The organism is Bacteroides sp. MSK.20.82 (assembly GCF_019052485.1).
Lineage (GTDB): Bacteria > Bacteroidota > Bacteroidia > Bacteroidales > Bacteroidaceae > Bacteroides > Bacteroides thetaiotaomicron.
The window spans coordinates 31454-45308 of sequence record NZ_JAHQUN010000043.1 but is presented as its reverse complement, the minus strand read 5'-3'; the positions used below and the strand labels follow the sequence as shown (position 1 = coordinate 45308).

Below are 13855 nucleotides of genomic sequence, written 5' to 3'. Positions count from 1 at the left end.
GCAAAGATCGAGACTTAAAGATACAAAGACAACGGGTACTTTATCGGGGGCTTACCCTTCTTCATAATCTTTCAAAAATTCAAAAGGTATTTCGAAGTAAGTATAATCTACTTTAGCAGTTTTATCAGATAAAGCAGCCACAGCGACACGTTTCTCTGAAGTGTTGATATCAAAACCAGTCAGAACTTCATCATCAGTATCAACTTTATATAATACAGCTTGAATAGCACACTCATCTATCCGATCCTTAACCTCTACAATATTATTAACATCTGTACCATCAATAAACTTCTCCCCAGGAGTATACTTATACCATCCCTTGAAAACGACTGGTTTTTTATCATATAAAACACCAAATCTTGTGCAATATAATTTCCCCTGTTCAAGAAAATCCATATCGAATTTACCAGTAAATACAGATCCTGAAGTAATCGCCGGAACTAAAGCATTAGCTTTAGCACTTGTATCCATAGTCACTAGCTTTATGGCATACTCACCTTCTTTCTTATCATCTGTCTTGTAAACAGGCATAGTTGTAACTCCCATAAGTTTCAGCATGGCAGCGCCCTCAGCACTAGTTGCAAGCACATCTGTAGGAAGAGGTTTATCATATTCATTAGCCCAAGGACTACCTGGAACATTTTCCCATTCTTCAAATGAAAACTTCAAAACACTTGTCTTAGCAGCGATAGAAACAGTATATTGATTAGTAGTTCCATCTTCAGCAACAACTGTATAAACAACATTTCCTGCAAAATTTTGAGCTACACCAGAGCCGGGAGTAACAGTTGCTTTATCAGAAACTGTAATAGTAGGAGCTAAAGTTTTCAGTTCTTCAGGAGTAGCATCCTCACTAACCTTAAATGTTATAGTTTTATTCTCCTCATCAATCACTGGTTGGCTTGTTACCAATTCACTATCAAAGGTAAAACTGGTTATTTTAGCTTCTACACTTTCATTACCAGATAATCTACTACCCCTATAATTAACTTTCACTTTCATTCCTCCGCCAGCTACATCAACATTAATAACCATATCAATGGTTCCATTACCGATCGTACCTGAAACAGAAGTATTACATGAACCAACAACCAATTCTAAAGTTTGACTTCCTGAAAACTGGAAAGCTTCACCATCCTGTTTTAAAGCGCAATTATCCACAGCAATATCACCGATAGTAATATCAGTACCTGCTACATTTATAACAAAATTCTTTAATTCCAACTTAATTGCAGTATCAGAAGCTTTTGATATATAAACTTTCTGAACCATATCAGAAGCAATAGGAGTACTTACACCTACATAATATACATCCATCTTTCCTTTATATGCACCAGCTAACTCACTATCAACAGGGTATTTAACATCATCGTCATCACCACAACTTGAAAACAAGCTGACTGAACAAACAAACATAAACAAATACAACAAACTCTTTTTCATAATTCTCTTATTTAGTTAATAATCTATTTGATCGCAAAATCGGGTACAAAGTAACATATTTATATTAATTATCACAAGGTCCATTCTTTGTATTTTATGATCTATTTTTAAGATCATATTGCAAAAAAGCTGTTTTTATCTACTTTTTAAGGTTCATATTTACAGCATACTCAACAAATATATACCCAAAAAGGAGGGATTTCAAGTCCCCCCTTTTTCGATATTCAAGATATTATAGTTTTCAAATTTTCATATAACTAACCTATTATTCTAGCTATACATCTCATTACTCGCCAATAACCTCCAATTCATCAACGATCAGCGTACTGTTAGCTGCGCCTTTGAACTTATCACCTTCCTTACTGGAAGAACATATAATGGCTAACTTATACTCTTTAGTACTATCATAAGATTTCTCCGGCAAATACTCAAATGCAAGTTCAAATGTAGTCCATTCATCTTTATCCGTACCATCTTTCAAGCGAGCTTCTGCCACACGATATTCTGAAGTATTAATATCTACTCCTGTGAGTGTCACATCTTTGCCGGCTGCATCTTTTGCCTCGTACAATACCGCAGCAATAGAACATTCGTCGATAATGTTAAGCCCCTCCTGCGCTGGTTTGACAGAACCATCTATATAGTTCGTTCCTGCTTTATATTTATATACGCCTTTTAATAATTTAGGCTCCTTGTCATAAGCAATACCAAATTTGGTTGATTTCAAAGGAGCAAGCATATTAAGACTGAACGTACCCGTAAATAAAGAGCCGGAAGTGATAGGTGCCATACTGCCTAAAGCATGTGCTCTAGAATCCAATGTCACCAATTTGGCAGCCTTACCACTAAATCCTTCAGATTCTTCCATCACAGGATAGCCTACTTTTACTGCCGAAGATGATCCATTCAACATTTTGGCACCACCATTGGAAGTAGCCAGGAATCCTGCAGGCTCCGGAGTCCAATAATTTTCATAACTATTACCTGCATCAAATTCAGACCATTCATCCAAAGAATATTTCATGATATTCTGAACACCTTCAATAGAAGCAGTATACTTTCTTGATGTTCCATCTTCAGCAACTACAGTATAAACAACACTTTTTCCTCCGGAGAAGTCCTGAGCAACACCACTTGCCGGAGTTACGGTAGCCTTTTCTGAAACAGCAATGACTGGTACCAAGGCTTTCAAGTCTTCCTCAGTAGCCTCATCATTAACTTTAAACGTAATGGCACTCTTTGCATCATCAATAACCGGTGCTACTGTTATAACTTCGTCATCAATAGTAAAATCGGTTATTTTAGCCTCCGTGTTTTCACTTCCTGACAGTTTAGTACCTTTATAATTGACCTTAACTTTCATTCCGCCTTCTACATCTACATCAATAACCATATCTACAGCATTCTTACCAACTGTACCCAAAACGGATGTATTGCATGATCCCACAACAAGACTTAATGTCTGATTGCCGGAGAACTTATAAGCATCACCACTTTTTGCCAAAGCACAATTATCCACAGTAATGTCACCAATAAGAAGCTCAGCACCTGCTACGGTAATAGTAAAGTTTCTCAGTTCCAGTTTTACAGCAGTATCCGAAGCCTTTGAGATATAAACCTTCTGAACCATATCAGAAACAATAGGAGTAGATACTCCCACATAATATACATCCATCGTTCCTTTATATGCACCTGCAAGTTCACTGTCAACCGGATATTTCACATCGTCATCGTCACTACAACTCATAAATAGACTCACCGAACTAATAAGCATAAACAAATACAACAATCTTTTCTTCATAATCTTCATAGTTAATTATAAATTCTTTTTTATCACATAAAATCACGCAAAGTAAAAGATTTAAAACAACTACCACAAGTGCCATTCTTGGCATTCTATGTTCCATTTTTAATGTATTATTTATACACCCCCCAAAAACAAGAAAAATAGAAGTCCCAATATTAATATTCAAATTATAAACGAGAAGAGTAAGCAGATATATAGCCCTGCACTAAACCAATCATCTTTTCATACAAAATCCTATCACAATCCATATACCTATAAATCTCACATTTATCAACGACAGACAATTTTTCCGATTTAATATCCGCTCAACAGCCTCCCCCTTACGAATGACAGAAGTGAATTTACGACATTATAATTATTGCATATTTATTAAAAAAGCCATATCTTTGCAGTCTTAGTCATAATTGAAAGTTTGTCAAAGTACAAAGTTAGACATGTTTAATATTGAAATTATTACAAATGTCGTTTCGTTGTGATGGCGGAACCATTTGAAATTACTACTGATTTAATATCATTTTACTCAGAATATTCACTCGTGACGATGCGATATTCTTTCTTAATCTATAAATATATATATTTGCAAATGTTGACAGCCCATAATGGGCAGTTAGCGTCGTTTGTATGCGTGATGTCTTACGTGTTTAAATTTAGTATTGCTTATATACATGTTTATAATGATGAAAAAAGCCCTGGACCGTGATGGTTCGGGGCTTTTCTTGTACTTGCAATAAGCAAGAAGGAAAAAGATTTCAGATTACATCGGTAACTGTGCTATTATCTCTTTCGAACATACCGGCAATTTGCCATTCTTTCCCATGTTCACAAAAACCGTTGCACACAACACCGTCCATTGGTCACCATATGTCATCGTACTGCTATGGTTATACCCAAGGCAATGCCCGTATTCATGAAACATGGCCTGACGGGGATAATTATGCGGATGGGCATCCGGAGGAGTCGCATCAAAATAAACACCGGTATAACAATAATTAGCCAAGCCGTATGTATTGCCTCCACCTAATCCGCCGACACCGGCAACACAACCCAGCACAAGCCCGCCATGATTACGGATTCTTTGACGCAACGCATCCAGATTGATCGGATTTCCTCCATTGTCTTTCAACAAACCTTCGTATTTGTTCATTTCCATATTAAACTCTTCGGAAGAGAACATGAAAGCCATATTGACAGCCAACGCCACTCCATGACGGCACAATAACGGATTCATATGACGCCAATACGCATGGCCATTGTCAGCCGAATAAGAAGAAAAACGTATAAACCAACGACTGTCTATCTGTTCTATTTTCTTCATAAACGGGTCTTCTGTACGAATAACAAGCGTCACATCGTCATTGGAAAGTCCGGGCTGTGCAGGCACCACTATCTTTCGTCCACTACTTGTAGTGAATGTCCGTTCCGAATCTACAACCGGCAAGGGGAATGACGCTTCCATAAACGGATAAATCTGCTCGAAATGTGCCAGTTCGAAGAACTCCATGCTAAATTTATTAAAACGGCACATAATCTTCACATCCTGAATACCTACAGGAGAAAAGAACTTGACAAGCAACTGATGTTCGTCTGAAATGGAAACCTGCAACGGAGCATTCGCATAAAAAGAACGACGGCGACTGTCATAAAAGACCTCACGTGGCTCACTGGCCAAAAACATCGTATCCGTGCGAAACCGAAAGAAGTCCTCCTTGCGAACATAAAGTGAACCATCCTGATTTTCCGGATGCAGATAATCAATACTAATATGAGATACACGGCCTGCCTCAATCTTACAATCCGTGAAACGGTATTTACGGACAAACTGAGTTCCATCACTGCGATCGGACTCAATCGTCACAAATCCGGATAATGCTTTTGTGCCGGGCAATGAGTAAAACGAGTATTTCCCGGTAATGTCATAAGATTCTATCTTTCTGGTTCCGGAATATTTCCCGTCTGCACCAAGAGTCGCATATATTCCTTCGGCATCGTCGAAAGTTATATCGATTTTACGAATGAATCTCCACATATAATCGGACGATACATTCAAATCGACATCCACTCTCCCTACAGAACGCTCCAAGACCACTGTATGCGACACCGAAGCCTGATCTCTGCCGATATGCAATTCTATTTTCTTATAAAAGTAAACCGCATCTAACGGCGCATTTTCCGCATGATTTATCAACCAGTCATCGGACAGTTTTTCGGGTTCTTTAACAGCCTCATCTTCTTCCTCGCTCGTAGTAGCCAGAAAAACGACTGTATAATCCCCCATACTCAATCCTTCGATAGTCAATTTTGAGAAGTTTTCTTCCAGCTTCTGATATAAGGGCTTAATAATCTCTCCACGTTCATTGGCAATAGCATACCACATACGAGTGATCTGCTCCGGTTTGCTTCCGCGTGTCTGCACCACGGACGCATCATCTTGCTGCAACCCAAACAAAAACGACACTTGTCCGGAATGGGAAGGAACAATGCCGGTCTCCTGTTCAAAATCACCCGAACAGTTGGCAAGCAATAATGCGCCCAGTAATATCATTATGATTCTTAGCATCTTCATAAACAGCCTCCTCTATTTCTTTACACAACGTACGGATGCAAATGCTTCCATCTGTAACCGCTGTTTCTTAATAACGGTTGACTCGGCTCCTTCGAACGGCAACCAGTAAGCCCATGCATAACCGCCCGGAAGACCGTTACGTTCGTTTGTCCACAACACAGCTCTTTTCCCGAAAGCCGGATTATTGGATGACGACTTATCTCCCTTCGAGCCAGCCAAAGGAATAATAAGGCTGCGACCGGTGTCTTCCGAAGTAAACTTCACATAATGCTGTGTTCCCGTCACACCACTGGACGGAGTTATCAGTGTTCCTTCTCCAATGTGAAGTGTAGCGGCAATTGTTTCTCCATTTCCTGCCTTATATCTACCCGGAATCTCTTGGTCTGCAGGAAGCAGAGACTGCCATTCGTTACCAGCCGGTATCCGGTATCCTTCAGGGCAAGGCATATGTGTATCATTCACCCAAGGTGCATCAGCTGTCTGGTTACCTAAATTGTTGGAAGGATTATACCCCTGCCAAGGCACGTACATATATAAACGTCCAAATTGGAACAGACCACCCACCATGTTAATCCAACTTTTATGATACATATCTTCGACCGTAGCCCCGTCCAACGGATAAATCTGATCTTCCAGATCGTGGCTACGCGCATTAAATGCCATCCATACATTTCCTGCGATTTCCACAGTTTCAATCTGTTTGTCACTCGGAGCCACACGTATCTCCACGTAATCATATGTTCCACTCAACAAGGCATTTTTCAAATGCACCAAAACCGTATAGCCCAGGCGACCGCTGCCTTGCGCTGCAACCGATACATTAAATGACGACACGATACCTTCCGCCTCTTCCGACACGGACATATTGCCTACACTTGTTCCGCTACCGGCACCTTCTGTAGAAGAAATATCGATACGAGTGTCTGTAACGAACGCCAGCGTCATGTCATCAGCACCTGTAGCAGGCACTTCCAGTATATTATTCTCATAGTCTACCTTCACCCCTTCCGGAATCCTGGATTTCGACGCATTAAGCAAAAGACGTTGGTTCGTATCAGGCTTTCCGACAATAGTTTCCCCTTCTTCCCACGGTTTGATCTCAAAAACGCCTGTCACTTCAGCTCCCACATTGAGCACTGCCAATTCATATACTTTATTGCGTTCGACAACTGGTAATTCGACTTTTAACCTGATAGGGACTTCACCATAGGTTCCACGCAAGATGATATTGACAGGACGTGTGCTTTCGAACAGACGGAATACCCCCTCTTGCTTGCCATCGAATGCAGAAGAGAACTCCTTCCGATAGCTCACCGTTTTATCCGACGCCCGGACATTTTCGAGGAATGGTAAAGTCTCGGCAGGAGCATTCTCTACGATGACTTCCTTTATCTGCGTTTTGCTGTCGGCTGTTGTGTTCAAATCAATGCGCGCCACACCGCGTTTCATAATTACATTGACCTCCGCATTGCTGCGTGTCACTACTCCGCTCTCCAATTCGACTACAGCCGCCATGAAATCCGGCGCAGAATTATCATGCAATCCTTCACCGATAATCGTATTACGAAATTCTTCTTCACTTTTAGCTTTCTCTCCGGCAGGAATCTCCAGTCCGGTCAGAAAATAAAGTCGAGATCCGCTGACCGCAGAAATCTCCGACTGTCCGCCTTGCCCGGGAGTCAGCTGTTCCTCTTTATATAAATTCCCGTCACTAAACTGGAAAACCGATACATCTTTGAGCTCTTCAGAAGATTCTTCTCCTGCTACCGTAATTCCTTTTAATACCACTGAATAAGTTTGTTGATGGCCTTTTCCCCCGGTTGGTTCATCGTTCGAGCAGGCGCCTGAAAGTAATGTTCCTATTATAATAGGAACGATGGTTTTTCTGCAAGAATAATTCATGTTTTTTTGATTAAAATAATACTGAATATTGGAAACTTTATAAATGCATTTTCCAAAAGCGGCGGCAAAAATACTACTTTTTTCAATACAGCAAGTCATCTGCATAAAATTTTAATAAATATGTTGAATAAAAGAAATCTTTAACGTCAGACTAACTAAATACAAAATAAAAAGTTATTTTTGCAAACGTTTTTTAATTTTATCTCATTCTAATATTATGTACAAGATTTTTCACGGCTTCCACCTAGTAGAAGCTTATCAGGACTTAAAGAAAGCTAAACGGTTAGCAAAGAATCAGACAGTGGCCCGATGTATAAAGTTAACCATAGCTATTACCCTCTCTCTTATTTTATGGTTCCTTCCCATTGATACTTTTGGAATAGAAGGGTTGACCGTTATAGAACAAAGACTTATTTCCATTTTCATTTTCGCCACACTCATGTGGGTGTTCGAAGCTGTCCCGGCATGGACCACTTCCGTTCTTATTGTTGTACTATTATTACTTACCGTTTCCGACAGTAGTTTATGGTTCTTAACCCAAAATACTCCTGCGGAGGAATTGGGACAGACAGTCAAATATAAGTCTATCCTGCATTGCTTTGCCGATCCTATCATCATGCTGTTTATAGGTGGATTTATTCTTGCCATCGCAGCAACCAAAAGTGGACTGGATGTATTGTTGGCACGAGTTATGCTGAGACCTTTCGGAACACAATCACGATATGTGCTATTGGGATTCATCCTCGTTACAGCTGTCTTTTCCATGTTTCTTAGTAATACGGCTACGGCGGCCATGATGCTTACCTTCCTTACTCCCGTATTAAAAGCACTCCCGGCAGATGGAAAAGGGAAAATCGGATTGGCTATGGCCATTCCCGTTGCTGCCAATGTAGGTGGTATGGGAACTCCTATCGGTACACCACCTAACGCCATTGCTTTAAAGTATTTGAATGATCCGGAAGGATTAAATCTGAATATCGGTTTTGGAGAATGGATGAGCTTTATGTTGCCTTACACTATTATTGTACTGTTTATAGCCTGGTTTATCCTCTTACGACTGTTTCCATTCAAACAAAAGAGCATCGAACTGCAAATTGAAGGTGAAGCAAAGAAAGACTGGCGCTCCATTGTGGTTTATATCACCTTTGCTATAACGGTTCTATTGTGGATGTTCGACAAATTTACAGGAGTAAACTCCAATGTAGTGGCAATGATTCCGGTAGCTGTTTTTTGTATAACAGGCGTTATTACCAAACGTGACCTGGAAGAGATCAGCTGGAGTGTACTCTGGATGGTAGCCGGCGGCTTCGCATTGGGCGTAGCCTTGCAAGAGACCGGACTGGCAAAGCATATGATCGAAGCCATCCCATTCAGCACATGGCCCCCTGTACTGATGATTGTCGGTTCCGGACTGATTTGCTATGCTATGGCCAACTTTATTTCACACACAGCCACTGCAGCATTACTCGTCCCTATTCTCGCCATTGCCGGAATCAGCATGCGTGAAAACCTGTCATCGTTGGGAGGTGTAGAGACTTTATTAATTGGAGTCGCCATCGGATCATCGCTGGCAATGATATTACCAATTAGTACACCACCTAATGCCCTGGCACATGCCACAGGAATGATTCAGCAAAAAGATATGGAAAAGGTAGGTATCATTATGGGAATTATAGGACTTATCTTGGGATATACAATGCTGATCATACTCGGCTCCAACAAGTTATTATAAATAATCTATTAAAAAAAGAAGATGTCAAAAGCAGGATGATACATTTATCTTGCTTTTGACATCTTCTTCTTTTTCGAATTTAGCGTCCTATAATCCTCTCCAAAAGTTTATAAGAAACAACAATGGTATAAAACGATATCTCGTCTACTCTATTCCTGATCCGAATTCACAAACTTACTTGGACTGACATTATAATACTTCTTAAATACCTCCCTGAAATACTTCGCATCCGAAAACCCGACAATTTCAGCAATCTCCGTTATTGTATATTCTTTCTGCTTTAATAATTGTGCTGCACGTTGCAAACGGATCATCCGGATGTAGTCAGCCGGAGCATAACCGGTCAGCGCTTTCAGTTTATTATAGAAACTTGTTCGACTCATATGATGCTGATTACTGAGTACATCTACCCCAAAGTCCAAATCTCCCATATTCTTCTCTATACATTCCTTGACTGAAGCTATGAATTTCCAGTCCAAAGTATTAGTACAATTGACAGGTAAATGCTTTTCTTTATTTTCGATACTATTATAGACCTGACGGAGCAATTCACGATTTGCCAATATGTTTTTAATAGTCACCTTTAGTATACCCACACTGAATGGCTTGGTTATATAGGCATCTGCTCCGATTTCCAGTCCTCCGAGTATATTTTTCTCATCCCCTAACGCAGTCAGCAATATGACTGGAATGTGAGACATTTCCACACTCGTTTTGATAGCTGAGCACAGTTCGTCTCCACTCATCTCAGGCATCATTATATCGGATATAACAAGATCTGGATTAAACTCCTTTATAATGACAAGCGCATCTTTGCCATTGGAACAGGACTGGATATTATACCCTGCCATAAGCATATCCACAAGATAATTACGCAAATCATCATTATCTTCCACTACCAGAATACGCTGTAAAGAGGTTTTTATCTGAGGTGCCTCCAAGACCGGCAAGTCAGAAGTTCCCCCCAGTACAACAGCATCCATACGTTCATTCGGCGTTTTTGGAGAGATAAACTTTGCTTTATGCAAATGGGTATTTCCCTTCGGGAAAGTAATTTGCACGCATGTTCCCTGATGTTCAACACTTTGAATATGGATCTTTCCTTTATGCAACTTAACCAGTTTATATACCAGCATCAATCCAATCCCACTTCCGGTCACTTTCAAATTGACTACATTACTACCCCGGAAACAATTTCTGAATAATTTCTTCTGTTCAGATGAAGGAATACCAATTCCTGTATCCTTTACCTCAATACTCCAAGTATTCCCTTCCTCGCAAGCACAAATACACACGCTACCATTCTCTGGCGTGTACTTCAACGCATTTGACAAAATATTCTTCAAGATAGACCCCATTTTGTCACTATCAAACCACACATTCAAATAATCAAAATTACTCTCATAAACAAATCTGACACGCTTCATCTCAGCATATTTGCGGAAAGTAGCACAAACATCATTCATATAAGAATTCAATTCATACTCAGAAACATAAAGAGTAGACGAATATACGTCGATCCGTTCAAAGTTTATCAAGTTGGTTGTCAGCTGAAGCAATGTATTCACATTCTTTAGGGCCATATTCATATGGGGTAATGCCTTCTCTGCCACCATATGGTTTTCAACAACTTCTTCCAGCGGTGCTTTTATCAATGTCAGCGGCGTACGTATATCATGAGCAGTATTAATAAAAAAACGTGTCTTCTCATCAGAAATCTTCTTTTGTTTATGCAACATGATAACACGGAATATGATAATCATAATCAAGACCACCAGAATTGCATACCCCACCATTGCCCACATACTGGCCCACACCGGAGGGGTAATAATGATCTGAATACTCCTTGTTTCATAAGTTTTATACTTCTCCTCATTAGATACAGTACGAATTTGTAACGTATAACTGCCAGGAGGCAGATTTCTAACAACAATCCGATTATCTTGACTCGGACGGGTCCACTCTTTATGATAACCGTCGATTTTCCATGAATAAAGAATATTAGAAGGATAATCATAATTTATGGAAGCCACATCAAGCGAAAAAGTATTTTGACCGTAGGCCAATTCCAGACAATCAGTCTCGTTAATATCCTTCTTCAAGGGAGATCCGTCATCACCAGGATAGACAGGATGATAAGCTATCATAAAATCCCGTAATAACAAACGCGAATAATATGGCTCAGGTATTTCTATGTCTGTCGGAAACTTAACAGCACCATCATTGCCACCAAAGACAAGCGTACTGTTACTGTAAGTTGTGGCAGAACCGGCATTAAAATTTACGCTCATCAGTCCCTGCTCCCGTGTCCAGTTACGGAAAAAATGATCTTTAGGTGAATAAATCGTAATACCATTTTCCGTACCCATCAGGAGATTTTCATCCTGACGCGGAATAATCGTATAAATATTATCAGAAATCAGTGCACAATTATCAGTTCGGTACTGATGAATAAACTTCTTTTTATTGATATCATAAACAAGAAGACCTGCTCCACGAGTACCAATATACAGGATACCATCTTCTCTCTGGTATAATGCACATATATAAGGAGATTCAACAGGCAAGTCAATATACCGGTAAACACCGGATTGCTTGTCAAGCTGATAGAGTCCCATTCTTGTACCAATCCACATTTGACGGGCATTTTTCTCCAGAATGGTGGTGATGGAACTTACTCCCGGATACAAACGAACATTTTTAGTCTCAAGATTAATGCGTTTCAAATGATAATATCCACCGGACCATACATCACCGCTCGAATCCTTTTTAATGTCATAAATATATTGGTCAGGACGTATTCCTGCAATGGCCGCAGGCGAAAGATAGCTTATTTTAAACCCTTTCTTCTTTTCTATCTTATAAATTCCAGACGTAAAACCACCAGCCCATATCACACCAGGAGAGACTTCACACAACGCCAAGAAGATATGATTCTCATCATCCGGCACCGGATCAAAAGAACTAAAAAAAGAACGCCATTCTCTTGTATCGGTCTGATAAAAACTAATTCCATTACTAGTTGCAAACCAAAGGTCACCGTCACTATCTTCTATCACATCATGCACCTGATCATTCACTAACGACCGGTTATTGCCAAGAGAATGCTTTATCAAATCATATCTTCCATAACGATTGTTACGAATGGTAATACCAGTAGGATAATTGGCAAGCCAAATACGCTCCTCCTCATCCACATAGATATCATTGATATTGTTTCCGTTCATTCCATTATAACTGCTATAGTCAGCCGTTATATAAGGTTCACTCTTACAAGTATTTACATTCAGCTTATATACTCCTTTTCCACCCGTAGCTATCAACAACTCATCAGCGTTCAGAGCAACAATCTGATTAACTTCCACATTGTTTGGTGCATAACAAGGAGTGATTTTTTGGGGTTTACCAATATCATATATAAGTATCCCTTCTTTATAACTACCCACAAATAATTGCTTTGACACAGTATGGTAATACAGTTCGTGAACAGGTGTAACGATGCTTTTTACTACTTCATCAGGAATTTGTTTCAGTTCTCCCTTTTCTATCCCGACACAAAACAAACCGCTTCCCGTACCGATAAAAAAATGACCGCCATCAGCCTGCTCAATAGTAGATATTGCACCATCGACAGGCTTTGGCATATGTTGTGTTGTTCCAGTACGAATATTATACCAGGTAATTGTATCTTTGTAACATAGCCAAATATGATCATTCTTGTCCAGATAACCATAATCAAGAAATGCTTGAAACTTATTTCGGATCAATTCAGGGTGTACATAAGCCAATTCAAATTTATCATGTTGTGAATCATACCTGAAAATACGTCCTTTCTGCCCGATTACCCATAATACATCTTCCTGATCCATATAAAGCCAGTTCAAAGCTATCCGTGAGTCCAGCTTCATACTGTCATCCGAGAAAGTATAATGCTTGATGTGTTTACCGTCATAACGATCTACCCCCTCCTGAGTCAAAAACCACATATATCCGCGTCGGTCTTTTTGAATATGGTAGATTTTCTGGTTGTTCAAACCGTCTTCCAACCCTATGTACTTATAAATCTGCCCCTTGCTCACAGCACTACTAATGAGAAGAACTATAAACACTAAAAGTTTTCTATTTTTTACAATTATCTTCATTCCTTTCACAAAACACTCAAAAATATATTTGCAAAAATATGAAAATATTATTTAAACAGCAACTGAATAAATTAATAATTATATGTTAAAAACAGAAACTTAAAAAACACAACTATCTCATCTATCGGAAATACCGCATAATACCCCAAATACTCCCCAATAAAAACATCGGAAATAGATAAGTGTTCTTTCAAAATTATATTAGTCATTTTTTGTACGATTTTCCAGCATCAGATCATAAATATACACGAACAGGGATCATCTTA

Annotated in this window: 7 protein-coding genes; 1 reads left to right on the top strand and 6 read right to left on the bottom strand. The window is 39.5% G+C overall.

Translation table 11 applies throughout. The annotated features are described in order from the left end of the window. Nucleotides 1-51: 51 nt before the first annotated feature. From KTR07_RS22575 to KTR07_RS22555, 5 genes are all read right to left on the bottom strand, one after another. Nucleotides 52-1443, bottom strand: a complete 1392-nt coding sequence (locus KTR07_RS22575) for a PCMD domain-containing protein (RefSeq protein WP_217315511.1) — start codon at nucleotides 1441-1443, stop codon at nucleotides 52-54. 286 nt (nucleotides 1444-1729) lie between these two features. Beyond that, nucleotides 1730-3244: a PCMD domain-containing protein gene (locus tag KTR07_RS22570; protein ID WP_117981093.1), complete on the bottom strand. Its 1515-nt coding sequence runs from the start codon at nucleotides 3242-3244 to the stop codon at nucleotides 1730-1732. Then, complete coding sequence (locus KTR07_RS22565) at nucleotides 3207-3350, bottom strand: hypothetical protein (protein ID WP_172685137.1); 144 nt, start codon at nucleotides 3348-3350, stop codon at nucleotides 3207-3209. The genes KTR07_RS22570 and KTR07_RS22565 overlap by 38 nt, the downstream gene beginning before the upstream one ends. Before the next feature lie 654 nt (nucleotides 3351-4004). Beyond that, entirely contained in the window at nucleotides 4005-5813 is a 1809-nt protein-coding gene (locus KTR07_RS22560) for a hypothetical protein (protein ID WP_117981094.1), read from the bottom strand. A 12-nt stretch (nucleotides 5814-5825) separates the two neighbouring features. Further along, nucleotides 5826-7715, bottom strand: a complete 1890-nt coding sequence (locus KTR07_RS22555) for a fibrobacter succinogenes major paralogous domain-containing protein (RefSeq protein ID WP_217315510.1) — start codon at nucleotides 7713-7715, stop codon at nucleotides 5826-5828. Nucleotides 7716-7932: 217 nt separating this feature from the next. On the opposite strand from KTR07_RS22555, the gene KTR07_RS22550 reads away from it, so the two are divergent. Continuing rightward, complete coding sequence (locus KTR07_RS22550) at nucleotides 7933-9447, top strand: SLC13 family permease (RefSeq protein ID WP_008762675.1); 1515 nt, start codon at nucleotides 7933-7935, stop codon at nucleotides 9445-9447. 149 nt (nucleotides 9448-9596) lie between these two features. Here the strand turns inward: KTR07_RS22550 and KTR07_RS22545 are convergent, their stop codons facing one another. Next, nucleotides 9597-13589, bottom strand: a complete 3993-nt coding sequence (locus tag KTR07_RS22545; protein ID WP_118214357.1) for a response regulator — start codon at nucleotides 13587-13589, stop codon at nucleotides 9597-9599. Nucleotides 13590-13855: the final 266 nt, after the last annotated feature.

Excerpts from the sequence above, each read along its gene's own strand:
- KTR07_RS22545 (WP_118214357.1), bottom strand. The coding sequence starts at position 13,589 with ATGAAGATAATTGTAAAAAATAGAAAACTTTTAGTGTTTATAGTTCTT.
- KTR07_RS22565 (WP_172685137.1), bottom strand. The coding sequence starts at position 3,350 with ATGGAACATAGAATGCCAAGAATGGCACTTGTGGTAGTTGTTTTAAAT.
- KTR07_RS22550 (WP_008762675.1), top strand. The coding sequence starts at position 7,933 with ATGTACAAGATTTTTCACGGCTTCCACCTAGTAGAAGCTTATCAGGAC.
- KTR07_RS22555 (WP_217315510.1), bottom strand. The coding sequence starts at position 7,715 with ATGAATTATTCTTGCAGAAAAACCATCGTTCCTATTATAATAGGAACA.
- KTR07_RS22575 (WP_217315511.1), bottom strand. The coding sequence starts at position 1,443 with ATGAAAAAGAGTTTGTTGTATTTGTTTATGTTTGTTTGTTCAGTCAGC.
- KTR07_RS22560 (WP_117981094.1), bottom strand. The coding sequence starts at position 5,813 with ATGAAGATGCTAAGAATCATAATGATATTACTGGGCGCATTATTGCTT.
- KTR07_RS22570 (WP_117981093.1), bottom strand. The coding sequence starts at position 3,244 with ATGAAGAAAAGATTGTTGTATTTGTTTATGCTTATTAGTTCGGTGAGT.